Annotated in this window: 21 protein-coding genes and 1 pseudogene; 8 read left to right on the plus strand and 14 right to left on the minus strand. The window is 41.7% G+C overall.

What is annotated here, in order from left to right:
* The first annotated feature begins 286 nt into the window (after positions 1-286).
* The gene (locus tag VRK_RS05270) at positions 287-763 is read left to right on the plus strand and encodes a LabA-like NYN domain-containing protein (protein ID WP_059122663.1); all 477 of its coding nucleotides are present in this window, start codon (positions 287-289) and stop codon (positions 761-763) included.
* A 58-nt stretch (positions 764-821) separates the two neighbouring features.
* Here the strand turns inward: VRK_RS05270 and VRK_RS05275 are convergent, their stop codons facing one another.
* Positions 822-1,976 carry an aminotransferase-like domain-containing protein gene (locus VRK_RS05275; protein ID WP_059120406.1) on the minus strand — a complete coding sequence of 385 codons (1,155 nt, stop codon included), beginning with the start codon at positions 1,974-1,976 and terminating at the stop codon, positions 822-824.
* 141 nt (positions 1,977-2,117) lie between these two features.
* Between VRK_RS05275 and VRK_RS05280 the strand changes: the two genes are divergently transcribed.
* The 3 genes from VRK_RS05280 to VRK_RS05290 all read left to right on the plus strand — a co-directional run bounded on the left by VRK_RS05280 (position 2,118) and on the right by VRK_RS05290 (position 4,642).
* Positions 2,118-2,987, plus strand: a complete 870-nt coding sequence (locus tag VRK_RS05280) for an AraC family transcriptional regulator (RefSeq protein ID WP_059122664.1) — start codon at positions 2,118-2,120, stop codon at positions 2,985-2,987.
* Between the two features lie 108 nt (positions 2,988-3,095).
* Positions 3,096-3,461: a cupin domain-containing protein gene (locus VRK_RS05285; protein ID WP_059120407.1), complete on the plus strand. Its 366-nt coding sequence runs from the start codon at positions 3,096-3,098 to the stop codon at positions 3,459-3,461.
* Positions 3,462-3,895: 434 nt separating this feature from the next.
* Complete coding sequence (locus VRK_RS05290) at positions 3,896-4,642, plus strand: response regulator transcription factor (protein WP_157371855.1); 747 nt, start codon at positions 3,896-3,898, stop codon at positions 4,640-4,642.
* Between the two features lie 30 nt (positions 4,643-4,672).
* Here VRK_RS05290 and VRK_RS05295 read toward each other — a convergent pair whose 3' ends face one another.
* The 11 genes and pseudogenes from VRK_RS05295 to VRK_RS05340 all read right to left on the minus strand — a co-directional run.
* Entirely contained in the window at positions 4,673-5,878 is a 1,206-nt protein-coding gene (locus VRK_RS05295; protein ID WP_059120409.1) for an acetyl-CoA C-acetyltransferase, read from the minus strand.
* Between the two features lie 11 nt (positions 5,879-5,889).
* The gene (locus VRK_RS05300; protein ID WP_059120410.1) at positions 5,890-6,630 is read right to left on the minus strand and encodes an SDR family oxidoreductase; all 741 of its coding nucleotides are present in this window, start codon (positions 6,628-6,630) and stop codon (positions 5,890-5,892) included.
* A gap of 26 nt (positions 6,631-6,656) precedes the next feature.
* A complete protein-coding gene (locus tag VRK_RS21660; RefSeq protein WP_443083412.1) occupies positions 6,657-7,187 on the minus strand; it encodes a 4Fe-4S dicluster domain-containing protein in 531 nt (176 codons plus the stop codon).
* The gene (locus tag VRK_RS05305; RefSeq protein ID WP_059120411.1) at positions 7,177-7,911 is read right to left on the minus strand and encodes an acetolactate decarboxylase; all 735 of its coding nucleotides are present in this window, start codon (positions 7,909-7,911) and stop codon (positions 7,177-7,179) included. The genes VRK_RS21660 and VRK_RS05305 overlap by 11 nt, the downstream gene beginning before the upstream one ends.
* 9 nt (positions 7,912-7,920) lie before the next feature.
* A complete protein-coding gene (locus tag VRK_RS05310) occupies positions 7,921-8,643 on the minus strand; it encodes an acetolactate decarboxylase (RefSeq protein WP_059120412.1) in 723 nt (240 codons plus the stop codon).
* A complete protein-coding gene (locus VRK_RS05315) occupies positions 8,636-9,844 on the minus strand; it encodes a multidrug effflux MFS transporter (RefSeq protein WP_059120413.1) in 1,209 nt (402 codons plus the stop codon). Before VRK_RS05315 ends, VRK_RS05310 begins: the two co-directional genes overlap by 8 nt.
* Positions 9,834-10,427, minus strand: coding sequence for a 2-oxoacid:acceptor oxidoreductase family protein (locus VRK_RS05320; protein ID WP_197413060.1), 594 nt, complete (start codon positions 10,425-10,427; stop codon positions 9,834-9,836). The genes VRK_RS05315 and VRK_RS05320 overlap by 11 nt, the downstream gene beginning before the upstream one ends.
* Positions 10,414-12,183: an indolepyruvate ferredoxin oxidoreductase subunit alpha gene (locus VRK_RS05325; RefSeq protein WP_059120415.1), complete on the minus strand. Its 1,770-nt coding sequence runs from the start codon at positions 12,181-12,183 to the stop codon at positions 10,414-10,416. The genes VRK_RS05320 and VRK_RS05325 overlap by 14 nt, the downstream gene beginning before the upstream one ends.
* Entirely contained in the window at positions 12,161-13,174 is a 1,014-nt protein-coding gene (locus VRK_RS05330) for a 3-oxoacyl-ACP synthase (RefSeq protein ID WP_059120416.1), read from the minus strand. Before VRK_RS05330 ends, VRK_RS05325 begins: the two co-directional genes overlap by 23 nt.
* Positions 13,175-13,864: 690 nt before the next feature.
* Complete coding sequence (gene panF, locus VRK_RS05335) at positions 13,865-15,319, minus strand: sodium/pantothenate symporter (RefSeq protein WP_059120417.1); 1,455 nt, start codon at positions 15,317-15,319, stop codon at positions 13,865-13,867.
* 70 nt (positions 15,320-15,389) lie between these two features.
* A pseudogene (locus VRK_RS05340) lies at positions 15,390-15,656 on the minus strand (YhdT family protein); the annotation flags it as partial.
* 446 nt (positions 15,657-16,102) lie between these two features.
* Between VRK_RS05340 and VRK_RS05345 the strand changes: the two are divergent.
* From VRK_RS05345 to VRK_RS05360, 4 genes are all read left to right on the plus strand, one after another.
* Positions 16,103-17,182 (plus strand): ABC transporter substrate-binding protein, encoded by a 1,080-nt coding sequence (locus VRK_RS05345; RefSeq protein ID WP_197413061.1) that lies wholly within the window; start codon positions 16,103-16,105, stop codon positions 17,180-17,182.
* An 18-nt stretch (positions 17,183-17,200) separates the two neighbouring features.
* Positions 17,201-20,290, plus strand: coding sequence for an ATP-binding protein (locus VRK_RS05350; RefSeq protein ID WP_059120418.1), 3,090 nt, complete (start codon positions 17,201-17,203; stop codon positions 20,288-20,290).
* Positions 20,287-22,959, plus strand: coding sequence for an EAL domain-containing protein (locus VRK_RS05355; RefSeq protein WP_059120419.1), 2,673 nt, complete (start codon positions 20,287-20,289; stop codon positions 22,957-22,959). The genes VRK_RS05350 and VRK_RS05355 overlap by 4 nt, the downstream gene beginning before the upstream one ends.
* 365 nt (positions 22,960-23,324) lie before the next feature.
* Positions 23,325-24,917: a bacteriohemerythrin gene (locus VRK_RS05360; protein ID WP_059120420.1), complete on the plus strand. Its 1,593-nt coding sequence runs from the start codon at positions 23,325-23,327 to the stop codon at positions 24,915-24,917.
* A gap of 151 nt (positions 24,918-25,068) precedes the next feature.
* Here VRK_RS05360 and VRK_RS05365 read toward each other — a convergent pair whose 3' ends face one another.
* Entirely contained in the window at positions 25,069-25,434 is a 366-nt protein-coding gene (locus tag VRK_RS05365; RefSeq protein ID WP_059120421.1) for a hypothetical protein, read from the minus strand.
* Positions 25,435-25,555: 121 nt separating this feature from the next.
* Complete coding sequence (gene rlmA / locus VRK_RS05370) at positions 25,556-26,374, minus strand: 23S rRNA (guanine(745)-N(1))-methyltransferase (RefSeq protein ID WP_059120422.1); 819 nt, start codon at positions 26,372-26,374, stop codon at positions 25,556-25,558.
* Positions 26,375-26,426 lie beyond the last annotated feature (52 nt).

The raw sequence follows: 26,426 nt of genomic DNA on the forward strand, positions 1-26,426 counted from the left end.
GTGTTACAAATATTTGGAATGCTTATCACTGATTATTTTAAATTTTATAAGCTTCCATTGTGCCATTTTTAAATAAAAACGAGTGAATGGGAGATTATTTTTATGCAATATGGTGAATATACAGTGTGAGTCAATTCATTGCATCATTCAGGGGGGACAGCCGCCAAAGATGTTTGTGTTTGGTCTCGATATGAATGAGGCGCAACGATTTTCTCTGGGTTGGGGTAGCGTTTCATATTACACTGCTCCTCTTCGAAACACGACCAGCAATCAAAGGCCTGCCCAGATGAAAAAAGTTCTGTTACTTGTTGACGTACAAAACGTGTATTACACCACCCGACAAGCCTATCAACGTCACCTGAATTACAACAAATTATGGGCCAAAACGACTGAGAACCGGGAAGTTGTAAAGGCAATTGCCTATGCGATTGACCGGGGGGATCCGAAGCAACAGGAATTTCAGAATATCCTGAGAGCGATCGGTTTCGAGGTCAAACTGAAACCCTTTATTCAACGAGCAGATGGTTCAGCAAAAGGGGACTGGGATGTCGGGATTACCATTGATGCAATGGAGTATGCAGCAGATGTCGATACTGTTGTGCTGGTTTCCGGAGATGGTGATTTTGATGTGTTGGTGAAAAAACTATCTGCTGATAAAGGTAAATGGGTTGAAGTGTATGGTGTGCCTGAACTGACCTCGGTTACTTTGATGCAGGCAGCCAGCCAATATATTCCGATTGACGCTGAGCTGTTGATGGCATAAGACTCCGCGGACGCAGATAGCCGCGGAGTGCAATGAATTGTGATTTGCGCAGCGGCGTTTAATTTAAATAAGCTTTTAGCCCGTCGGCCAGACGGTTGACGGCTTCGGTCAGTTCTTCCGGACTGGCATTGGTAAAATTCAGTCGTAATGCCGCAGGCGACGGGGCAGCATCGGGATAAAAGACCGGGCTCGGTACGACCGCCACACCTTTATCCAACATCGTTTTTGCCAGCGCAAATGTGTCGCAATCCGGCAGAGAAAGCCAGATGAACATTCCACCGTTAATTGGTTTGATATGACAACCTTGAGGCAGTTGTTGACTCAGGGCGGTATACAGACAGTCATAACGGGACTGATATAAACGACGGATGCGCTGGATATGCTGCTCAAAATCGGGGTGTTGCAATAGCCCGAGCAGCAGCGCTTGCATTGGGACACTGGAGTGCAGATCCGCACCCTGTTTGACTTTGATTAATGGCTCCAGATCACTGCGCTTCCCTGTGACCACACCGATTCTTAGCCCCGGAGAGGCAATTTTAGAAAATGAACGTAAGACAATCGCATGGTTCGGACAAAAATCAGAAACCAGTGGCAGCGCTTCACCGCTGAAGCGTAGCTCGCGATAGGGCGCATCTTCAATCAAAACCACATTGTATTGGCAACAGAGTGTTGCGACTTGCTGGCGAACCGACAGGCTCCAGCACACCCCGGTCGGGTTGTGAAAATCAGGCACCGCATAGAAGGCTTTCGGTTGCTGTTGCTGAAAGCACTGTTCGAGCAACGCGATATCCGGGCCATCTTCCGTTTGAGGCACGGTAACAATATTGGCCTGAACCAGATTAAAAACCTGCATGGCACCCAGATAACTGGGGGCTTCCATCGCAATGGTATCTTGCGGATTAAAGTAAGCTCTGGCGATAAGATCTAACCCTTGCTGTGAGCCGGTACAGATCATGGCCGTGTGCGTGTCAGGTAACTGATACAGCTCGTGCAGATAGTTGATAAGGGGTTGATAACCGGCGGTTGCACCGTATTGAAAGATCTCCGGCATGTGTGCCAGTTTTTCCAGTGTTGGTTGCATCAGCGCAATCGGGAATGTTTGTTCGTCCGGCAGGCCTCCGGCCAGTGAAATTACATTTTTATCGGTGGCGGCACTAAGGATCTCTCGGATATAAGATGAACGGGTTTGTTGTAATGAGTGCGCAATTTCCATGTCTGTTCCTGTTTGCTGTTTTATTGTTCGGACTGTTTTCTATGGAGCACAGCCTCTAGAGGAGAGATAGTACAGGGGATTGCTTAAATACGAATGTCCATTTATGCTGAACAATATGTCCATTTATGCGATTTATCGGTTATGAGCCGCCATCATATTTCCCGAATCAATGATGTTCTCTTTTATATTCATAAAGATATCAGTAAAGAGTTGTCAGCCAAGGCGTTAGCCGATGTGGCGGCTTATTCCGAGCAGCATTTTCATCGAGTGTTTAAACAGACGGTCGGTGAGTCGATTCATCAGTATATCCGGCGCACACGGATGGAGTATGCGGCCAATCAGCTGATGTTTGATCCAACATCTTCGGTGTCGGAGATCGCCAGTAACTGTGGTTTCAGTTCCGCGTCTTCATTCAGCCGGGCTTTTAAAGCAACATTCCAGATGTATCCCGGTCAGTGGCGGCAGCATGATATGGGGACTGCTGAAAAACCTTATCTCAAAGATCCGGAAATCGCAGCCGGCTATCAGCGTGTAGCAAGTCGGGTATTACAGCCAACCAAAATTTTAGACGTCCCGGATCGCATGGCGGCTTACGTGCGACATACGGGGTACAACCGCTCCATTCGCCATGCTTGGTTGGTTTTGAAAGCGTGGGCGGAGAGTGAAGGGCGTGATGACACGACTCAGTTTGGCTTGCACCATTCGAACCCCGCCTGGGTCGCGTTGGACAAATGTCGCTACGTGGCCTGCCTTGAAATCGACCGGCCGTTGCCGTTTCGGGGGATCGTGAATCAGATGGTGATCCCCGGCGGCTTACATGCCGTGTTTCATTTACAAGGGATATATGGTGAGTTGCTGCCGTATATCAGCCAGATTATGGAGCAGTGGCTACCGACGTCTGGGTTTAAGTTACGCTCGACACCGGCTTATGTTCACTATCATCAAAATCACTTTCTCCATCCTGATGAACAGTTTGAGTTAGATTTTTATTTGCCGGTGAAATTCTTTTAAGGCAACAGCCTAACTATTTTCCATAAGTGATTCTCGTGGCATTCATAATAAACTCATGGCATTTTAATAATGCGTTGTGCTATTACGGTCATATAGGAGAGAGGGGCAGTGAATAAAATTAATATTCGTGAAAAATTCGGACAGTTCTCCGAAGTATGGACACCAAAAATTATCGCTGAATCCAACGGTCAGCTGGTAAAAATCGCCAAAGGGAATGGTGAGCTGGTATGGCATGCACATGAGCATGAAGATGAACTGTTTATTGTGTTTCAAGGCCAGCTGACTTTACAACTGAGGGATAAAAATATTGTGCTCAATCCCGGTGAGATGTATATCGTCCCCAAAGGTGTCGAGCACTGCCCGAAAGCAGAGCCAGATACACATTTTATGATGGTTGAGCCGGCATCGACGGCTCATACCGGAGAGATCCAAAGTGAAGTTACCGTCTCTTCAGAGCAGCAAGAGTGGATTTAGCGGCACAATAGGTTGGCTTCGTATGTATTCGTTTAATCGTTCGAGTCATCATAACGTTTAGGGTGTAATCTTTCCCGGACATGCGCTATTGAAGCCCAGCATACTGGGCTTGGCACTCTAACTATATCAAGTCATTGATTGGAAGCTATATCGGTGCAGTGATCTATATTTAGGAACAGCTATTTCAGCATGGATATTAAATACATATAACACCTATCTAACAGTATTTTGCCATATAATATGCTTCGATTGTTCTGTATAAATATCCAATATATTTCACGATAATTATCAGATACTTCTATATTGAGTAGAAAGATAATATATGGTATTCGGTGAATCTATCGTGTATAGTCCATATTAGTACAAACTTGAGTGCATATGAGGGTGTTTTGGCGGATAACATTTCATATATAATCGATTCAAACAGTTCGGTAATGTCTAATCAAAAACGGAAGTCATCACAAAGGCTTATGGATAACAACTTAATTATAGACTTTCCTGATGATAAAAAGTTTTTGATAGATAGTTGCAGGACATGTCTAGTCGATATATTAGAGAAGCTAGACTTAAAACATAAGGCGATTTTATTATTCGATGAGAGCGGAATTTTATTAGATGTCTTGGGATCTGCATCAGTATCGCAATGGTTTTTTAAAAAAGGGTATATTATCGGTGAATGTCCAAAAGTAGACCTTTCGCTTATAGGTAAAGGTCATTTAAGTGGTACTAGCATCGCATTTTCAGAGTATAAAAAATATACTGTTGATTTTTGGACTGTCATTAGTGGAAATTTAATAGTAAAAGAAAAATGTATTGGTGAAATACAGATTTTTATTGATATAGATGATGATGGTAATCATTGTTATTTGGTTATGGAGCTTGTAGTTAAGTACTTATCCTCCGTACTTGAAAAAGAAATGTATGGTAATTCAAAAATTGATAAGATTCTCTTCTTTGGGTATTTTTCACTCAATAGTAAATATAAAATCACTCCAAAAGAAGTAGAAGTTCTCTATAATATATATCTAGGATACAGTATATCTGAACTTCCACAAAAACTTGGTGTATCGATAAATACAGTTAAAACACATATAAAAAACATCTATGCTAAATTTGATGTTTCGAATATGACAGAATGTTTGAATAAAGTTAATATTGTATTGGATAGTATTAATAAATAGTTTATTTGATTTGAACTAGTCGTTCATTGTCTATACGGTCTTTATAATAATAGCTGTTCCCATTCCGCCACCAACACAGAGTGAAGCTATACCATATCTATTTGATCGCTTATGCATTTCATAAATTAAACTCACAAGGATCCGGTTGCCCGATGCTCCCAGAGGATGACCTAATGCAATGGCTCCTCCATTCACATTTGATTTGTCGAGAATGGCTTGAGGATCAATTTTATGAATTTTTGAAAGCTGTTTGATAACGCCTAATGCTTGTGCTGCAAACGCCTCATTCAGTTCAAAAAGATCGATATCTTCAATTGTTAATTGGGCTTTCTCTAACGCTTTTGTTACTGCACCAACAGGCCCTAAGCCCATGATTTTAGGGTTGACCCCATCTTGAGCATAACCGACAATTTCAGCTATTGGTATTAGCTGGTAATCTTTTACGGCTTGCTCAGATGCAAGTACTATAGCGCTAGCACCATCGTTAATGCCCGATGCATTACCAGCAGTGACAGTCCCTTCTTTATCAAAGGCGGGGCGAAGTTCTGCGAGAATTTCAGTCGTAATGTTTGGTTTGGGGTACTCATCAGTGTCAAATAGTACGGTGTTTCGGCGAACTTTGACTTTGATCGGAACAATTTCATCTCTGAATTTCCCAGCTTCAATTGCTGCCACTGCTTTGTTTTGGCTAGTAGTAGCAAATTCATCTTGCTCTTGTCGGGTAATACCAAGTTCTTTTGCAATATTTTCAGCAGTGATACCCATATGGTATTGATTGAATGCATCAGTCAAACCATCACTAACCATTAAGTCGGTCAGTTGAGTATTTCCCATTTTATGACCATCGCGAATACTGCCTGAGATCGCATAAGGGATGGCTGACATAACTTCTACACCTCCTGCGATTACGACATTTGCATCACCAGCACGGATGTGTGAGATCCCATCCATCACAGTTTTCATACCACTACCACAGACCATATTGAGTGTATATGCGGGGACAAATGATGGAATGCCTGCGTAGATCGATGCTTGACGGCCAACATTCATGCCTTGACCAGCGCCAACGACGTTACCAATGATGACCTCATCTACTTTATCTGTCGCAACACCTGATGCCTCAAGTGCTGCTTTCACTGCAATAGCACCTAATTCACCTACCGATGTACTTTTTAACATTCCCCCAAAAGAACCTAGAGGAGTTCGCTTTGCAGCTACAATAAATACTTTTCTCATCCCAATGCCCTCTAGTGCATGTATAAACCACCGTTGACAGAGAGAGTCTCTCCAGTAATGTATGTGCCCGCGTCACTGATTAAATATGCGACAGCACCAGCAATATCTTTAGGTGTCGCGAGACGTCTCATAGGAATCTCTGTTTTTATAGATTCCAGTAAATCTTCTCGCATTTTGGCAACCATTGGTGTTGCTGTATAGCCAGGGGCGATAGCATTGACAGTCACACCATATTTAGCCCCCTCAAGGGCAAGTGCTTTAGTGAAACCAATCATCCCGGCTTTAGCCGCAGAGTAGTTAGTTTGACCGAACTGTCCTTTCAGACCATTTACTGATGATATGTTGATAATCTTACCATAGCCTTTATTTAACATAGCTGGGAATAAACATTGAGTAATATTAAAAACACTATTTAGATTGGTGTTAATTACATCATACCAATCTGGTTTTTCCATCTTTTTAAATAATTTATCTCTGGTTATGCCAGCACAGTTTATCAATACATCAATGTCACCATATGTATTCATTAGATTATTCAGAGTTTCCTTACACATCTCAAAATTAGAGACGTCCAAATTTAATAGTTTTATTTTTTCTAATGATAAGTCATTTTCAGAAGCCCATTGATGTATTTTTTCTTCGGACTCACCATAGTAAGTGCCAATAACATAATATTCTTTGGACAACAATTCTTTAACTATTGCTGAGCCAATACCACCAGTAGCTCCAGTGATTAAAGCTAGTTTAGACATATTTACCTCATATATAATTTTTTAAATTAGAAAAATGGGGAGTCAATAAACTCATCATTGACATCTGATTGCCGAGAGTTATTATCTACAGCAGACTCTACTTCAATTATTTTTATTGCACGTACTACACAGGAATTCACGCACGCTAGCCCAGATTTATTTGATATGCATAAGTCACATTTATTAGCAACAAATTCACTATCAGAATCAAAACGTTTCTTCCGCTTTATTAAATGTATACCATTGAAATTACATGAATCGACACATAAACCACATCCTGTACACTTATCACTATTTATTGTGACAAGGCCATCCACGATAGACATTGCATTATTAAGACACGTAGATAAACATTCAGGTTCTGTACAATGTTGACATACGGATGCTGATCGTTTTTCAGCTGTAAAGTTAAGGAATAGACGAGAGTTTAAATTTTGTTCAATAGAACCTATTTGATTTTTGTGTGACAATGCACAGGATACGATGCACATTTTACAGCCTATGCATTTGTTAAAATCTATTTCAACATATTTTCGTGATTCCACATCAAATACCACCTTTACCTAATTTAGCCCAATCAGAGATACGTGAGTTCATTTGTTTGTCCTCTATAAAAGGGGATGTATTGAAATCTTTACAACAAGGTAGCACTAATTCGAAATTATTTTTCTGGCACAATTGCATTTCAAATGATGAGGTCTGACATTCTAGCACATGGCCAAAGACACTCATGTCATCACTAATAAAATGAATATGGCATCCACCTGCACCACTGTTAAAACAATCTAAATATGAAGGAAGCCAAAAGCCCATTAGATACCCACTTATATTTGATAATATTTCATTTTCTGATTGATTGACAATCTCTGGTGTTATTTTTACATATGGTTTTTGGAATTTTGGGAAGTGCGATATTTTTACAAAATCAAATTCAGATTTTAATTTAAATAAATAGATATAATTTTTACTCTGAAAACTACACTCTATATATTCCCTTAAACCCTCTATATTCATACCGGAACAGCTGTATAAGGTTTTTTCATTAAAAAACTTAGATACAAATGAAATGGCTATTTTTTTACTTGAAATATTTTCTTTTGGTGAAATAATTTTCCCATTAAATAATACAATGTTTTCCTGCATTCCCGCTGTGGCACCAAATCCAAAATCACCTTGTTCTAATAGTTCACTTAACTTGTGATTTGAGTCCATTATGCAATTGCATAACGTCTGGCTTGTGTTTATTTGATAAAGTGTATCGTTATATGAAAATAATTCCATTTTTTATACCTAATTATTAATGAGTGATATCACATTATTGAGACGTTCGATAGGATTATTTATTGATATTTTTTCAAATTCATCATGTTCAGGTAAATAAATACGTAAACGATCTTTAATCGAAACTTCGACTGATGCATTTTCAATCTCACATGATAATACATGACCACCAATATTTAACGAATTACCTATAAAATGAAAATGAAATTCAGGTCCTGTGATCGGTGACATTAATTTGGGGTAGATAAAACCTATAAGTGATCCATCAATATTTTTATATTCACAAATATGTTTTCTAGTTACTAATTCTTCAATTTTTGGATATGGATGTTGGCTCTTTGGATATGACAAAAGCTTAATGCTAGCTAGCTTTGATGAAATTTTTATGGCAGCGAACAAATTTATATTTCCAAAGTGATATTTTATACATTCAACAAGTTCATTTAGACTCATTTTTTTGCTGAAATTAACTTTTTTAATATCACTAAACATAGTTAGACACATTTTAGGTGTTGATATTTCATTTTCTGAAACATCATATTTCTTTCTATTGAAGTTATAATCAGATACATAATACATATCATTGTATAGAGTTATTTCACCTTCTAGACCTTCAATTCCTCCAATCCCAAAATTGCCAAATTCATCGATTTTATTTAAGGTTGTAATGCCATTTAATAAACCTTCAAATGTAGCTCCAAACAAAGATATCTGGTATACTGTGTTATTCATGAACTCTATCTCTTTTTAATGTAAATTGTATAAACCACATTACTAATATACAAACTGTGATAAGCAGTATATAATTCATCGCTGTATTAAAAATTGACATACTATTACTGTGAGATGCATACCAAGAAATAATGGAAACGATTACGCCAGTGAATGTTCCAAATAATGAGCTTGCAGTCCCTGCTTTGGCTGGAAAAACTTTCATTGAATTCACTAAAGTATTCGGAACAATGAATCCTACACCAAGGAATATTATAAATATTAATGTAATTATTATATATATAATTACATTGTCGAGTAAATTTAATGATAACATCAATAATGATGAGGCAAGACAAATCAATAAACCAAAATGAAGATTGTTAACACTACCGTTTTTATTTACTGTTGATTTATTAAGAAGGGATCCTAAAAAATACCCAGCCCCTAATAATAAAGCTACATAACCATATTGAACTGTCGTTAAACCAAATTTACTTTGAAGTAGGAATGGGCCAATTACATTAAAATATACAATAGCGGCGTAGCCAATTCCTCCAATTAATGTATATCCCATAAATATTGGATTTAATATTACTCTGCTTATGCTCTTGATATTAAATGCTTGATTATATGGAATAATACTTTTGTTCGTTTCCTTAAAACTGGTCAAAGAAATGAGAGTTACGGTTAAACCATAGATAGTAAAAAATATGAAGTTGGATTTCCAGCCAAAGTATGTTGCTAGATATCCACCAATAATTGGGCCTAGGATAGGGCCTAGTGACCAGCTCAAACCGAAGTAGTTGGTATATTTATAGAGGTTTTTTCCATCAAAAACATCAACAATCATTGCTCTTGCAACAACAGCTAGACCAGCAACGCTAAGACCTTGCATTAATCTTAAAAACTGCAGTACATGAATTGAATAAGCAAATTCAAAGCAAGCAAAACTACTGAGAGTAAATATAATAGAACATGATCTTAAAACAATTTTTCTTCCTGATGCATCTGACACAATACCAAGTAAGAATTGTCCAATACCATAACCAAGCATATATAATGATATAGTTTGTTGTACCTGCCCACTTGTTGTGCTGAAATATTCAGTGATCGCAGGAAGAGAGGGCACATAGAGATCAACACCTAATCCCATAAGGAATGGTATGGAGAAGATCAAAAAAATTATTTTTAATTCAGATATTCTATACTTAATAAACATGGTTGTTGATCTCTTCTGATACTTTGTATCCTATATTTACTGCAGCTATTTTTTGCATTAAATTACGTGATTTTTTTCTAATCAAAAATTCTTCTATATTATCAAAATTTATTAACTTCAATAATATTGGAAGAATAAGGAAATTGATTGAACTTTCTATTTTCTCTTGATTTATATAGTCATCAATGCAAATGGCTCTTTGTTTTTTTCTCTTTAAGATATCATCTAGATCAAATTCTACTTCATTTTCCAATTTTGTATTTATAGTTGGTGATGTCAAATTATAATCATGGAAAAAACATATGCCATTTTCTTTTAAATAATGAATATTTCTAAATAGTTCAGTTTTTTCGAGGCCGATTAAAATATCTGAACTTCCATATTCGATCATAGGAGAGATGACTTTTTCTTCTTTATTTATTCTAATATGACTGGAAACACTACCCCCACGTTGTCCAAGGCCTATAATATTATTTATTTTAATATCAAAACCACTATTTATAGCTAGCTCACCAAAAATTTTAGTTAGTGATACTATACCCTGTCCACCGAGACCACATAATACTATATTAAATTGACTCACAGTTAATTGCTCCATTTTTACAGTTGTTCATACATAATTTACAACCAACGCATAAATTTTTATCGATGTTAATTTTTTGATTAAGGGTATCTCTAACAATCGCTGGGCAGCCTAGATTTAAACAAGTACCACAATTAACACATTGCATATTATCAATGTGTGATTGTTCTGTAATTTGAATCTTGTATTTTACCAAACAAGGTCTTTTGGCAATAATAATACTAATATTGTTATTGTTTATACAGGATAGTATGGTTGACTCCAGTGTTTTTAAGTCATAGGGATCTACTGTATGAACATCTTTAATATTATATGCTTCACAAATTTTAGAAATAGATAGCTCATTCTCACCAGATTTTTCATACCTTGAGCCCGGTGTATCTTGTCCTCCAGTCATCGCTATACAGCTATTGTCAACGATAATTACTGTAGAGTTTCCCTTATTGAATGACATGTTTAATAAGCCGTTATGGCCTGTGGCCCAGAATCCACCATCTCCAATCACTGAAACATATTTATTGTTGCCGTTTGCTAAATTGTATCCATGTGCAACAGAAATTGAAGCTCCCATATTTTTAGCATTGTTAAATGCGTTTATATGAGGCAGGATACCTAAGCCACCGCAGGTCACATCAGTCGTAGCTTTAATATTGTTTTTTTTCAAAACGTTATAAATGAATAAATGACTACAACCAGCACAATTCATCGGTAGGCGGAAGGGAACTTCTTCTAATGGTTTATTTTCTATCTTCAGGTTTAAAATATGCTCTTTGATTACTTCTGGTGTGTATACTGGTAAAAATTTAAATTTTTTCTTATCTATAGATATAATGCTTATACCTAATGCTTTAACTTTGTTCTCTAAATAATCATGGCCGTCTTCAATTAAATAAATATTATCTATCTGATTAGAAAAATTTTTCAATAAATCTTCAGGTAGTGGGTTTACCATTCTGAGATGTAATATTGATGATTCAGGGCATACTTCTTTAACATAGAGACTAGATGTTCCAGTGCAGATAAAACCTATTTTCTTAGATTTATAAATAATCTCGTTTATTTTTTCATTATTTGATATGTCGGACTTTAATTTGTTTAAATTATCTATATAGTCATTGTTAAATTGACGGACGATTTCTAGATTAGACCTTTTAAGACCTAACATAATGGTCGTTGAATATACACTGTATGCGCTAATATTATGTTTTATTCTTTTGGGTGCTTTGTAATTATGAATATCATCCAGAGTCACTTTTGATAATGTTTTACATGTAATTGTTGTTAACCTGACAATTACGGGGAGGCAATAAATCTCACTTATCGAAAATGCTAACTTTATTAATTCAAGTGCTTCTTGTGCATCACTTGGTTCTAAAACCGGGATGTTTGCACTATCACCATAATATCGACAGTCATTATAATCATCGGTGATTCTTCCTGTATCATCACCAACGACAATCACCAAACCACCATTGATTTGAGACTGTGCTGCTGACATAAGAGCATCATGTGCAACATTAAGACCTACTGTTTTCATAACGGACATACTTCGGTAGCCCGCGAATGAAGCACCAATTGCTACTTCCAGTGCAACTTTTTCATTAACTGACCATTCACAATCTACTTCTGTATATTTTTCAAAAAAATTGGATACAATCTCTGTACAAGGTGTTCCTGGATAGCCTGTTACTACTTTAACGCCACTCTCATACGCGCCTCTTGATATTGCATCATTACCACTGTATAGAATATTCATTATCTTTTCTCCAATATATTACTGTTGCTCCCCATGTAAACCCTAATCCTGCTCCAACAAGTAAAATTTTAGAGTCTTCTTTAATTTTTTTATTTTCTAAAGCTAGTTTTAGTGATAAAAATTGATCATTTTGTTGCATGTGGCCATAGTTATCTAGATAGATGCACTTTTCTTTATTTATTCCTATTAATTCCATTATCTTATTGTGTGCGGATTTTTTCATATGTAACATCGCTACATAGTCAATATCATCACTTTTTATTTTAGATTCTTTTATTGCATTATTTATAACGGTAATAAAATTAGTTAAAGAAACTTCATTTAATCTTTTCTTAAAGTATTCCACATCATCTACAACTAGTTCATAGGAACTGGTATGAGTTTGACTCTTTTTCGCATAGCATAAGCCAGCCAAGCTACAATCACTCATGAAGCTTGAACCTAAAATAGAGAAACAATTATTTGTATGCTTTTCTGTACAAGCTAATAGAACAGCAGCTCCACCAGTGCTTAGATTAATTAGAAACTGTGTATCTTGATTTTTAAAATTCAGATATTCACTATCCTTACATCCACTGACTAATAATATTTTCTTATACTTTCCTGCTTCTATAAGAGTTTTAGCAATTTCTATAGCAGAAATCATTGTGCTACACATTGAATTCATGTCAAATGCCCACGCATTGCAAGTGTTTAGTTTCTTCGCCACTGATAGTGCTGTTACATACATCATTTTTTCATTGTTGACACTACCAACCCAAATCAATGCATCAATTTCATTTGGCGGAGTTTTAGTCTTATTTAATAATGATTCTGCTGCTTTTACTCCTAAATCTTCAGAATTATCTATTATTGTGGAAGTGATTTTTGAGTTTATACCATATTTCTCTTTGATTATCTCTTCCGGAATTCCAGTGTTTTGGGATAGTTCTAGACAGCTGATGTTTGTATTTGGAATATACACATCAAAATCTATTATTTGACAGTTCATGTGAGTGCTATGACGAAATTAACAATGATATTATTATGTTGATTTTATTTTATTATTTCATCACCCGAATTATTATTTTTTTTCCAATATTTCACCCGTTTTTTTATATGGGTGAATATTCTAATAGTTATATTAATATTTTATAGGTTAGATATGTCACCATATCGTTGAATTTTTATAAAACTGTATCTTAAAATTTATTAAATAAACATATGCTTACGCTATTTTCTATTGATAAAATATCCTGTGCAGAGTTTTATACTGCAACATTGCTTATAAAGAGAAAATTGTATATGTTTATTTTTCTTCATACTTTTATTCTTATGGGTGAGAGATTTCACACTCTATTTTTCATTTCTGTTGAATGATGTTTATTTTTATAATACATCATAAGATACTATTTGCATATTTTATTGCCAGAACACATTGAAAAACATGCCGTGCTCGAAGGTCAAAGAATCATAGTCCATTCTCAGTTTCGGGGACACTTGCCCCTGTGTGCTAGCCCATCTTCAATAGAGCAAAGCCAACTTGATCAATGGGTTCAGGGTGAACAATCAGGGGAGAGTGCAGCTATTCCCTAACAGAAGAGTATAGCGCATTAGTAAGGCTCAAAGTCTCATCACGTTCAGTGAGAAATCATACAATAGCGTATAGGCCACAGGTAGCCGTAGCTACCTGTAAATAACATCATTCAGCCGCCATAACTGTCGGCGCTGCGGGTCTGAGATAGCTGCCGATGATAAAGGCGGCCAACCCGAGTGCCAGCGTTGGCACAATCGGATGAATCCCACCGAGATTAGGTTTGAATGCCACCAGCGAAATATAGCTGCCCAAACCAACCACCATGCTACTCAATGCACCAGTTGCCGAGGCTTTGGACCAGTATAATCCCAGCACCAGCGGCCAGAGGAAGACAGCCTGTAAACCACCTAAAGCCATCAGATTGAGCCAGATAATCATATCCGGCGGATGGGTCGCGGCCAAAAAGACCAGCAGGGCAAAAATACCGGTGACCCAGATCGAGAGACGGCTCAGCTTGCGTTCGCCCTGAGCCTCACTCAGCATCCGGGGATTGATGTAGTTGAGGTAGAGGTCTTTGAGCAGGGTCGCAGAAGCCTGAATCAGTTGTGAGTCGATGGTGGACATGATTGCCGCCATTGGGCCGGCGAGGAAAATACCCGCAACCATCGGAGGTAACACCGTCATCATCAGTGTCGGCATGATGAGATCCGGGCTGGCAACTTCCGGGATAATTCCCCGGCCAAGTGCACCGGCCAGATGCGTGCCGAACATCAGTAAAGCCATCATGATGGTACTGATGACAATTCCTTTATGTAATGAAGCACTGTCTTTATAGGACATACAGCGAACCGCTGCATGCGGCAGGCCGATCACTCCGAAACAGACTAATACCCAGAAACTCAGGATAAACGGCTGGCTGAGAAAATGATCCGGCCCGTATGGGGTGACTAACGCCGGATCGATCTGATGCAGCCGGGTCACCAGTTCACTGATACCGTGACCCGCATGGATGACGCCCCAAAGTAACACGAAGGTTCCGATCAGCATCATGATTCCCTGAACTGTATCGGTCAGGACCACCGCCCGAAAGCCACCGATCGTGGTATAGAGTCCGACCGTGCAGGCGAACAACAACAGCCCTTGATGATACGACAGCCCGGTGACGGTTTGCAGTAACCGTGCGCCCCCGACGAACTGCACCACCATGGTACCGAAGAAGGCGAGCAGCAGCGTCAGTGAAGCAATAATGACCACCGTGCGACTCTGAAAACGGGCAAATAAAATGTCATTGAGCGTCACCGCGTTATGGCGTCTGGCTTCCATGGCAAATTTTTTTCCCAGCACGCCTAAGGTCAGCCACGTCGCAGGCAATTGAATCATCGCCAGTAATACCCAGCCAAGTCCCATTTTATAGGCTGCACCCGGCCCGCCGATAAAACTGCTGGCACTGGCATAGGTTGCCGCCAGTGTCATCGCGAGGACAAACCCGCCAAGGCTACGACTGCCGATAAAATATTCGCTGAGAAATTGCCCCGGCCGATGATGGCGGCGGGTCAGTATAGCCAACGCAAAGACAGCGGCAAGATAGATCAGTAAAGGGATAATCAGTTGACTATTCATGATGATGATTCTGTTGTGAAATGTCGGGGGGCTGGGATGAATTCAGTGTGTGCCGTTGTGGTTCGTCACTGTCTTCTGCTGTGGATAGCGAGAAATTACGATACACATATTTCACCATCAGGCCGCACAGAAGTGTAAACAGTACCGGGCCGACGACACAAGAAAGCAAAAACCATAATGGCATTCCCCAATAAAGTTCAGGTAATGCCTGAGATTCAGGCGGTGGAGAAAAACCGTAAGCCGTGGCATACCACCAAATAAAATATCCCAGTGCCAGTGCAATTGCCCACAAGGCTTCCCGGTGTGCCTGACGATAAGGTTTGGTCTGTTGATTCATCGGATATGATTCTCCCTGTTCCTATCATCTAAAAAGACCATCATTTTTGAAATCATTCAGTTGAAGATGATTCCTGTCACTAAATTTGGTTGGCGATGATACCAGATTGCGTGCCATGAAGGTAAGTTGAGAATGCGCTTCATGACGGCGAATCCGGGCTCATCCTTGTTAGATACTCGTGATGAGTAGCGCTGAGAGGTGATTAAGCGATTTGTCAATAGCGTCCCTGGCAGATTGGTTGTTACATCAATATTATGAGTATCATTTCACGTAATTTATGATTGATTTTTGTGTTTGGCACGCCTTCTGACCATATTTTCTCTATGTTCAGGGGACAGTTTCCTGCTAAGCGCTCGGTTTCATTCTGATAATGAAGCATTGCTCAGACGTGTGTTCATATCCCCCTTCTTTGACATCCGGGTCCCTTGAATCAGGAGATGAATTTCATGGTGTTGACTCAATTATTTTGCAGCCGCATTTGGATGAGGCGATGTCGGCTGTCTGCCCTTGCTATGCTTTGCCCGCTGTCGGTGATTTTCTATGTCCCTTTTAGTCAAGCCGATGGGGTGGTACGTGGCGATACGAGCAACAAAAGGATTGCATTTAGCAATTCTTACGCGGGCAGTGATTTTCGCAAAGTGATGGTTCAAAACTGGAAAGATGTTGCCTCTCAGGCGCAACAAGATGAATTGATCAAAGATGCACCGGTGTTCAGTGCGAATAATTCCGTACCGGAGCAGGCTCAGCAAATCCAGAATATGATTATGGATGGCTATGATGCCATTGTCATTCTGGCCGCATCGGATACAGCACTGAGAGGCTTGGTTCATGATGCCTGTCAGGCCGGTGTTGTTGTCGTGGTTCTTGCCAGCAAAATACATGACCCTTGTGTTTACGAGGTGAACTACGATTGGGATGAAATGGGACGGGCAGAGATCGACTATGTTGCCAAACGCCTGCAAGGTAAAGGTAACTTGTTGGAAATTCGGGGCATTGCCGGTGATACAACCGATGAGAATATCAGTACCGGCATTCATAAAGCAGCGCAACAGTATCCGGCGCTGAAAATCGTGCATACCGTTTATGGTCAATGGACCAATTCAGTGGCGAAGAAAGAAGTAGCATTAGCCCTGCCTGCATTGCCGAAAATTGATGCAGTGGTGGATCAGGGCGGGGATGGGTACGGTGCGGCAATGGCTTTTCAGGAAGCAGGGAGGCCGTTGCCGATTATTGTGATGGGCAATCGGCAGAATGAGCTGGCATTCTGGAAGCAAAAGCGGGATGCACATGGTTATGAGACATTTTCTATTTCGGCGACCCCAAGTATTTCACAGGTCGGTTTTTGGGTGGCGCAGCAAATCCTGGCCGGAAAAGAAGTCCCGAAAATGGTACACGTTCCGTTAGTGACCATATACAGCGATGAGCTGGATACATGGCTTGAGAAAATGCCCGTCGGTGGTGCCGCAAATCCGTCATATTCTCAGCAAGATGTGGTGAACATGATTGATGCTGCCTTGCATCAGTAAGCGTGTGGATACGGTGTTATGCTGAAAATCAGGTCATTTGAGCACTGGTCGATTACCACCAAGATTACGGTATCAGTGGTCTTGTTGGTGTTACTGAACATGGGTGTTTCGATTGTGCACTTCTATAGTTTGACCCAGTTGAAGAAATCAGTGGAAATGATCGGCTACGGCTCAGCAGTAATGGTCTCCGTGAATGATGCAGCAGAGCGGATCGAAAATTTTATCTCTTCCCATCAACCCTCTCGTTTGAATGAAGTAAAAACAATTATAGAAGAAAATGTAGCGACGCTCGCTCATCTGGATTTGAGTGAATTGGAGAGCGTTCATGCGGAAGAGGTCTCCGCACTGAAAAGAAGAATGCGTTACTTCTCCAATACGGTCGATATCTTAGGATTGGCGACCGAAATGATGAATACCGAAACCACCAATATGACTCGTCAACAGACGCAGTTGCAAAACGTGGCAACAGCGATTGAAACGCATTTGACGCAACGACGGGAGCAGCTTGAGCAGCGGATGGATTTGCAGGATGCCGGAATGAACAAAGTGTATCAATCCCACCAGATTATCCAAAGTCTCCGTGCGGGAGTGCATAAAATGTCTACTGTGTTGCTACCGCATGTCGTCGGGGAAGTTGAGGACCCGCTGACGGAAATCAGACAGGCTCTGCAGGCGATGTTTCCGGTTGTGAATATGTTAAAAGAACTCAGTGATCAAGAGCAATGGCTGACCATTATCGAGCAACTGCAACAAGTGCTCATTGGTGCCCGACAAGATATTGATGCATTGAACGATATCAAATCAGAGCGCAGTGTGGTTTATACGCAACTGCTGGCGCATTTTAAAGCCATTGAGCGAATTCTTAATCAGTTTGAAAACCTCATTGCAACGCGTGAGGGCGCGTTAGGACAGACGATGGATTACCTGCGAACCGAGATCGGGTTATTGCAAAACTCAGTTAATATTTCCAGACGATTTGCTGAGCGAGTGGCCTATTTGGAAGCGAAGACATTGACTTTTCTGTTGCGTTCAACGGATAACGAGGCTGCACTTGTCCATGATACGTTGGATCAATTGAGTCATTACTCGCGTATTTTGCCCGCCGTGAGCACCTTGGCATTGTCACAGGACGCGACGGTGACCGTCAATTCGTTGATTGATGGCTACCGTGATGCTTTTATTCGCTTCAGGCAGGCAAGCTATGCACTGTCTCGGGTTCATCAAAAAGTTCGTGAAGAGGTTGAGCGAACATCATCACTCGTATCCCAGTTTGCCAAAGAACAACAAGTTGCCGCTGATAAACATAATGAATGGAGTGAGCTCTCCGGCATGATTGTCGGTGGTATTACTGCGTTGACGGCACTGTTTATTGCCTGGTCAACGTCTCGCTTGATCGCCAGACCGATTATCTCGCTGGCTGCGGTGATGCGTCGGTTAGCCGCCGGAGATCTGAACGTGAGTATTACCGGTGTCACGCGTCAGGATGAAGTCGGCAGTATGTCCCGTGCTGTGAAAATCTTTCAAGAAAATGCTATCAAGGTTCGGGCAATGGAAGCCGAGGCGGAAGCGGAACGACAACAGATTATGGCACAACTGGAGCAGCGTGTTGTTGAACGGACAGAAGACTTGCAGCACAAAACAGAACAATTGGAGGCGCAAGCTCGTGAACTCAATCGTGCTCGTATTCAGGCAGAGGCAGCCACACATGCTAAATCGGTTTTTCTGGCAAATATGAGCCATGAACTGAGAACGCCGTTAAATGCGATTCTCGGGTATGCGCAGTTGATACACCGGGCCCCTGAACTGAACGAACAGCAAAAAGATGGACTGAATACCATCATTCAGAGTGGCCACCATTTATTGACCCTGATTAATGACTTGTTGGATTTGTCGAAAATTGAAGCCGGACGAATGGATTTGGCACCTGAAGCGATTGATTTGACCCGGTGTTTCCAGAGTGTGCTTGAAATTATTCGCATTAAAGCGGCGCAGAAGAGTTTGGATCTCAAGCTTCAGCTCAAGCCTCAGATACTGCCTTGGGTTTTTGTCGATGAAAAGCGCCTGCGTCAGGTGTTGCTGAATTTGTTAGGCAATGCGGTGAAGTATACCGACACGGGCTATGTCTGCCTCAGCGTTGTTGCTGAATCGGCCGATACCGAGGATCCGGTGAGAGTCACGTTTTCGGTAGAAGATAGCGGTATCGGGATTGATCCTGAAATGCAGAATATTATTTTCCACCCCTTTGAGCGGGTCGGGAATAAAAAACGGCAGATTATCGGTACGGGGCTCGGCCTTGCGATTAGCCAGCAGCTCGTTAAACAGATGGGCGGTGGGATTCAGGTAACCAGTCAACCGGGCGTGGGAAGCCGGTTTTTCTTTACGCTGGATTTGCCGGTTGTGACGGAGAAGCGAGAGCGGGACTCTAGTCTCAGTCAGAAGAATATTATTGGCTATGAGGGGAGTCGCAAGCAGATTCTGATTGTCGATGATGTGCTGGAAAACCGTATGTTATTGGTTGATTTATTGGGTGGCATTGGCTTTGAAACCAGTGAAGCCGTTGATGGTCAGGATGGTGTTGAGCAGGCGTATGCGCAGCGACCGGATTTGATTTTGATGGATATTGTGATGCCGGTGACGGATGGACTGGAGGCGACACGGAATATTCGACAGATTCCGGAACTGGAGGATATTCCGATCCTGATTGTTTCTGCCAGCGCATCGCAAACCGAGCTGACACAAGGAGAAGAAGCCGGAGCTAGTGGTTTTGTGAGTAAACCGATTGATAGAAATCGCTTACTGATTCAGATCGGTGAACAGCTGAACCTGACGTGGATCGTCGATGAACAGACATCGAAATTGGATGCATCACCGATGATGTCCGATACTTCAGAATGGGTGACGCCACCGAGAGAGCAATTAGAGGAACTTCATCATTTGGCATTGCTCGGCAATATGCGTCATATCCGCAACTGGGCTGAGGGCTTAAAAGCAGAAGATTCCCGTTATAATGCTTTTGCCGCGCAATTGATTGATATGACGAAAGCGTTCCAATCCCGGGCGATATCCCAACTAGTCAATGAGTTATTAGAAAGGAAATCTGCCATATGAGTATTGTGGAGTATCCGACAGTGAAGCATCAGGAGCAAATTATCTTGATCATCGATGACACCCCCGCCAACTTGGGTGTATTAGTGGATGAACTCGATGGTCGGCACTTTCAGGTTTTGATCGCGGAAGACGGAGAAGAGGGGTTACTGCGGGCTGACTATGTGGTGCCGGATTTGATTTTACTGGATGTGATGATGCCGGGTATGAATGGTTTTGAAGTGTGTACCCACTTAAAGCAGAACGATAAAACTCGCCATATTCCGGTGATTTTCATGACGGCCTTGAATGATGTGACAGACAAAGTCACGGGATTTGAAGTGGGCGGTGTGGATTACATTACCAAGCCTTTTCAGATTGAAGAGGTCGTGTCCCGGATTAAGCTCCACTTGTCTTTGTGTGACATGCAGCAGCGGTTAACCGACAAAAATCGACAATTGGTTGAAGAAAGCCAAGTTCGTCAAAAAGCGCAAGTGGAACTGAATCAGATTTTACAAGAGCAGCAACGCTTACTGGAATACTCCGGGGTGGGGATTGCATTTTTGCAGCAGCGTCGGATTGTCAGATGCAATCAAAAACTGGCGACACTGTTCGGTCAGGAGATTGAGACTTTGAGTGAACTGCCGCTCGAATCGCTTTATTCGGCTGAGTATCATGATGATTACATTCATCAAGCCGCCCATCAGTCACTCGTTCAGCAAGGTGAGTATGTTTTGGATATTCGCTATCAGCGCAGCGACGGTCGATGTTTCTGGGGAGAGACGATTCTGACCGCGATTGATCGGGAAGATCTATCCAAGGGAGAAATTCTGGTCATTCATGATATTGATCAACGTAAACGAACAGAGGCACTGCGCATCGGACAAGGACAACTGTTTGAAATGATGGTCACCGGCTCGCCACTGGATGATATTCTCAATCGTTTAATTCAATTGATTGAAGCCCATCAGGTGAAGACGTTGGGCGCTATATTTTTGAAAAACAATGGTCGGTTAACGTTGCGCACAGCGCCAGAGCTACCGGATATGTTTGCCGCGCAGTATGAGACATTATTTCCCGAAGGCGAACTTGTGACTGAGTCATTGAGTCCGAATAGTGAATCAGTGATACGGGAACAAGCCGTCTGGTGCGAGAATCCGCTGGCACCGACATCCGGGTGGGAAGCCTACGGTTCGTTACTGAATCAGTTCGGGATTCATGCGTGTTATACCATACCGATGGTCACCTCACAGGGAGACATCTTAGGTACACTGACACTTTATTTTCTTGAAAAATATCAAATGAGTCAGGTAGATATGACGTTTGTCGATATGGCAACACGGATTGCGGGTATTGCCATTGAACGCCAGCATAACGAGGAGCGGATTCAATATCTGGCACATCACGATACATTAACGGCATTGCCGAATCGGACTTTATTGGATGACCGTTTAAATCAGGGGTTGTTATGGGCACAACGCTATGGCCGGAAGGTATCGGTTGTTCTGATTGATCTCGACCATTTCAAAATGATTAATGACAGTCTGGGTCACAGTTCCGGCGATTCGTTATTACAAATTATTGCGAAACGGATGGAAACCTGTATCAGGAAAACCGATACCCTGGCACGTTTGGGGGGCGATGAATTTGTCGTAATCCTGTATAACGCGAATCCGATTGAGATGATACTTAATCGAATCAAAGAAGCGATTGCCCAACCGATACAGATTGCCGATCACGAAATCAGAATGACCAGCAGTATTGGGTTTGCGAACTATCCTGATGATGGCCAGACCGCGGATGTCCTGCTAAGAAATGCTGATGTTGCCATGTACCATGCGAAAGAGTTGGGACGGAATAGTTTTCAGCATTATAGCCTTGATATGGGCAATGAGATTCAGGAACGGATGGTTTTGCAGGAGAACCTGCGTCATGCATTGGAGAATCAGGAATTCATCCTGCACTATCAGCCCCAGTATTGTTTTCATACGCAGCGCATTATTGGGGTTGAAGCACTATTGCGTTGGCAGCATCCTGAATTCGGTATGGTTCCTCCGGTGCGTTTTATCCAGTTGGCTGAAACGACAGGCCTGATTGTTCCGATCGGGGATTGGGTGTTGCAGACAGCGTGTAAACAGAATAAAGCGTGGCAGGATGCCGGCATTAAAGATCTCTGCGTGGCGGTGAATGTCTCTGCTCGCCAGTTTCATGAGAAAGACTTACCGGAACGCGTGGCTGCCGCTTTGGAAATGAGTGGATTAGAAGCCCGTTATCTGGAATTGGAAATTACGGAAAGTGTGGTGATGCAAGATCCGCAAGAAGCGGTTGAGATTATGCAAAAAATTAACCGCATGGGGGTTCAACTTTCGATTGACGATTTTGGTACCGGTTACTCAAGTCTCAGTGCGTTGAAACACTTTCCTGTCCACCGCCTGAAAATTGATCGCGCTTTTGTCACGGATCTGCCGGACAATCCTGAAGGGTGCAGCATTGCGCAAGCAGTAATTGCGTTAGGTCATAGCTTAGGGCTGAATGTGATCGCAGAAGGGGTTGAAGATGACCGGCAACTGGCTTTCTTGCATCAGCACCAATGTGATGAGATCCAAGGGTATTACCTTTGTCGTCCTGAGCCGGTTGATCGCTGCGAAGCCTTTTTGCGGTCACGTCCTTGCCCACTGAATTTGTTGGGTTGATAAATGAAACTGTGGGCGGAACAAGCAAATTGACGTTGGGCATGGCTATATTCTGTCACCCTTGAGTTTGGCAGGGCATTATTTTACCCATCATTTCAATTCAAGAATAAATGAGATGGCTCACTGTATTTTTATGTTTATCGTTACGCGATCAAATTTTTGAATGCTTTTGCTTTATTTTTGTTACATTTTCTGGAAACTTATCAATCTTTTTCTATGATTTTGTTAAGTAATTGTATGAGGCCTACCCAAGCAGTCTCGAGGTACTGGGTTCAGAATGCCTTCAGACAGCTTTCTGAGTCGTATCGTACAGTCACTTGGGGAAATCAATATAACAATAGAGTATTACCCCTTGAGAGTTTTTTATGAATTATAACAATATAAAGAAATTGAGTCAGTTGAGTGCTCAACAATGGAATCTTATTCTGTTTATTCTGCAACTGCCTTTCTTGGCCTATTTTATTTCACAGCAACTTTGGTGGTGGACAGGGGGGCAAATCCTGTTCAGTACGGTGGTGTTTTTGACGTTACAGTCATTTCATCGTTTACTCGTGGTAACCCAAAGTGTTGCGATTGAGTTGTCTGAAGGTGACTTGCGGGCCAGAATCAAGACTGAACGTGAAGGTGCTCATCCGCTTTATCGTTCTTTTAATCGAATCGGTGAAGATGTTTCAAGAACGGTTGGGGCATTAGGGGCGACATCAGCGGCATTGCTCAATGTTGCTGAATCGGTAAAAAAAGATTCGGAAGTGTCTAAAACCGGTGCTTTACGGCAAAGAAATGATGTCGAACAGGCGGTAGAAATCGTCGGACATCTGGTTGAGACGACTCGGCAAGTTGCTCACTTTACCGAAATTTCATCCGGCTATGCCAATGAAGCAAAAACACAGGCTGATGAAGGTTGCAACGGGATGGCGCAGCTAGAACATGCGTTACATACGGCCAGCGAGCAGATTGAAACATCGCATCAGCACATCACGGCGCTGGAAGGGGAGAGTGTCAGTATTGGTCAGGTGATCGGTACGATTAGTGATATCGCGGAGCAGACCAATTTGCTGGCATTGAATGCCGCGATAGAAGCTGCCCGGGCCGGAGAGCAAGGACGGGGATTTGCCGTTGTTGCCGATGAAGTCCGGACACTTGCGACACGAACGCAAACGGCAACTAATGATATTCATATGCGGATCGAGGCGCTGCGCTTGAGTATTAACACTGTGGTCGAAGCGATGCAGAGAAACAGTGAATGTATGCATGAATCCATGGGGATTGTCGAACAGACCAGTCAATCTTTCACGCAGTTGTTAGATAAGATCGCAGAAATTAAAGGGCAAAGTAGTCAAATTACGAGTTCTCTGGATGAGCAGGTCAATGCAACGGTTGATTTGGAACACTGTTTGTCGGAAATCTCTGTCGTGGCAAAAGAGAATGTCAGGGCGACGCAAGAAACATTGATGGCGAGTGTCACAGTGCAAAATATATCCGGTGAAATTAACTCACTCTTGCACCGTTTCGCGATTGATCGTCGCCAACTGGAAGCTGAAGATAAGCAAAGAAATAAGTTAATTGAGTGGGGACCATCGCTTGATTTGAATATTAAGGAAATAAATCGGCAGCATCAGACTTTAGTCCACCTGATTAATGAGCTGAACCATTTATTGAATAACGGCTATGGACTGGCATCGATTAAACGGGTTGTACAAGGTTTGATTGATTATACGGCGAACCACTTTCAGTATGAGGAAACGCTATTCGCGCAGTTCAGCTATGTGAATGAGCATGAACACGTCGGGGCTCACCATCGATTAGTCGAGCAGGTACTTGATTTCCAGAAACGGGTCGAAAATGGGGAAAACATTGGCAAGGAGCTGATGTCATTCCTTCAAGATTGGCTTACGCTACATATTCAGAAAGAAGATAAACAGTACGTTGAGTGTTTTCGTGAGCATGGCGTGAACTGAAGACATGGCATGAACTGAAGATGAAGGGGTTCCGCCCGGAATCCCTGACAAATGACAGGTGTGATAAAAAATATCCCTTCAGAGACGGATCATCTGAAGGGATGGGAAAAAAATGGAAGAAGTTGAAGCTGAACAGACTATCTATTTTTAATCAAACTATTGCTAACAGGATACTGCCAACAGTTGCCGCTGCGGAAAGATATTGCCCCGCAGAGTATGAGCCGTCTTCTTCCTCTTCTAATTTTTTAGGATGTTCCATTCCCAGAGCACCATAAGTAAATGATTCGACTTTATCACCAACACTTTTATCTTCACTAACTTTGTTTTCTTTGTCGATTTCTTTCAGTGCGGCAAGCAAAGCTTTCCCTTCGTCAGATAAGATGACTTTGTTCTGCTCAACTTTTGTGAATTCATTAGTTTTATTTGGCGCACTCTGAGCCGCCGGTGCAATCTGTTTTGCTTTAACCGACTGAGGTGAATACAAAGTTGTAGATCCTGTTGCTTTTACTGGGTCCATAACATTCTCCTGCCCATCTCCTTTTATGTTAACGGAGGTTGAAGGAAAAACTTGAGTCATTTTTTCTCAAAATCTTCCTGCAAATAAGACAGCAAAAAATATGCCCGAATTGATGTGGTATTTATATTTTTCGATAAACCCGCAGTGTGAAGTCCGCTTCGCAGTGAAATGTTTCTTGCTGTTGTAATGTTGTTTTGACAGCTTCACTGGCGCGCCAGGCAAAAGGGGTCATTTGGAGTAAATTCAATGCGTCTGTTCCACTCATCTGCATCGGATAATGTAACTGCTCTTCATGAACCGGGGTAAATCCTTCAATTGATTCAGCCTGTGGATCATGCAAACGAACATCCTGATAAATCAGTGCTTTTAACTGATATAGATGACGGGCTGCCGGTGTCACGGTCACCACGATACCATCGGCTTTCAGGCAACGTTGGAGCTCTTCTGATTTACAGGGTGCGTAGATACGCAAGATAGCATCGATACTTTGTGCGGCAAAAGGTAGCCGGTGACTTGATGCAATACAAAACTGGCAATTGGGGTATCGTTTGGCAGCATAGCGAATCGCAGGTTTGGAGACATCCAGACCATAGACCTCCAAATCGGGAATGTCGGTGTGCAGGGTTTTGGCAACATGCGTGGTGTAATACCCTTCGCCACAGCCGATGTCCAACAGCAAAGCAGCAGGTTGTGAAATAAATTGTGCGCAGAGCTGAGCCGCTTTATCACGCATGGCAATATAGTAACCCTGTTCCAGAAAATGACGTCTGGCTTGCATCATCGCTTTGTTATCACCGGGATCTTTGGAACGTTTATGCTGGACGGGCATCAGATTGACATACCCTTCTTTGGCAATATCAAACTGATGGCGATTGATACAACGGAATGTACCGGATTCTTGCTGAAGCGGGGCGTCACACAATGGACATTGATAAGACATAATCAGCCTTGTATTTCGTATCGATTGGAGGCGGGCAGTGTATCGGGTTCCA

Origin of the sequence: Vibrio sp. MEBiC08052, assembly GCF_001506075.1 — a bacterium.
In the GTDB taxonomy this organism is placed as follows: Bacteria; Pseudomonadota; Gammaproteobacteria; order Enterobacterales; family Vibrionaceae; genus Vibrio.

Coding starts and splice junctions, on each gene's coding strand:
- VRK_RS05270 (WP_059122663.1), top strand. CDS start 287: ATGAAAAAAGTTCTGTTACTTGTTGACGTACAAAACGTGTATTACACC.
- VRK_RS05275 (WP_059120406.1), bottom strand. CDS start 1,976: ATGGAAATTGCGCACTCATTACAACAAACCCGTTCATCTTATATCCGA.
- VRK_RS05280 (WP_059122664.1), top strand. CDS start 2,118: ATGAGCCGCCATCATATTTCCCGAATCAATGATGTTCTCTTTTATATT.
- VRK_RS05290 (WP_157371855.1), top strand. CDS start 3,896: ATGTCTAATCAAAAACGGAAGTCATCACAAAGGCTTATGGATAACAAC.
- VRK_RS05295 (WP_059120409.1), bottom strand. CDS start 5,878: ATGAGAAAAGTATTTATTGTAGCTGCAAAGCGAACTCCTCTAGGTTCT.
- VRK_RS05300 (WP_059120410.1), bottom strand. CDS start 6,630: ATGTCTAAACTAGCTTTAATCACTGGAGCTACTGGTGGTATTGGCTCA.
- VRK_RS05305 (WP_059120411.1), bottom strand. CDS start 7,911: ATGGAATTATTTTCATATAACGATACACTTTATCAAATAAACACAAGC.
- VRK_RS05310 (WP_059120412.1), bottom strand. CDS start 8,643: ATGAATAACACAGTATACCAGATATCTTTGTTTGGAGCTACATTTGAA.
- VRK_RS05315 (WP_059120413.1), bottom strand. CDS start 9,844: ATGTTTATTAAGTATAGAATATCTGAATTAAAAATAATTTTTTTGATC.
- VRK_RS05325 (WP_059120415.1), bottom strand. CDS start 12,183: ATGAATATTCTATACAGTGGTAATGATGCAATATCAAGAGGCGCGTAT.
- VRK_RS05330 (WP_059120416.1), bottom strand. CDS start 13,174: ATGAACTGTCAAATAATAGATTTTGATGTGTATATTCCAAATACAAAC.
- panF (WP_059120417.1), bottom strand. CDS start 15,319: ATGAATAGTCAACTGATTATCCCTTTACTGATCTATCTTGCCGCTGTC.
- VRK_RS05345 (WP_197413061.1), top strand. CDS start 16,103: ATGGTGTTGACTCAATTATTTTGCAGCCGCATTTGGATGAGGCGATGT.
- VRK_RS05350 (WP_059120418.1), top strand. CDS start 17,201: ATGCTGAAAATCAGGTCATTTGAGCACTGGTCGATTACCACCAAGATT.
- VRK_RS05355 (WP_059120419.1), top strand. CDS start 20,287: ATGAGTATTGTGGAGTATCCGACAGTGAAGCATCAGGAGCAAATTATC.
- VRK_RS05360 (WP_059120420.1), top strand. CDS start 23,325: ATGAATTATAACAATATAAAGAAATTGAGTCAGTTGAGTGCTCAACAA.
- VRK_RS05365 (WP_059120421.1), bottom strand. CDS start 25,434: ATGGACCCAGTAAAAGCAACAGGATCTACAACTTTGTATTCACCTCAG.
- rlmA (WP_059120422.1), bottom strand. CDS start 26,374: ATGTCTTATCAATGTCCATTGTGTGACGCCCCGCTTCAGCAAGAATCC.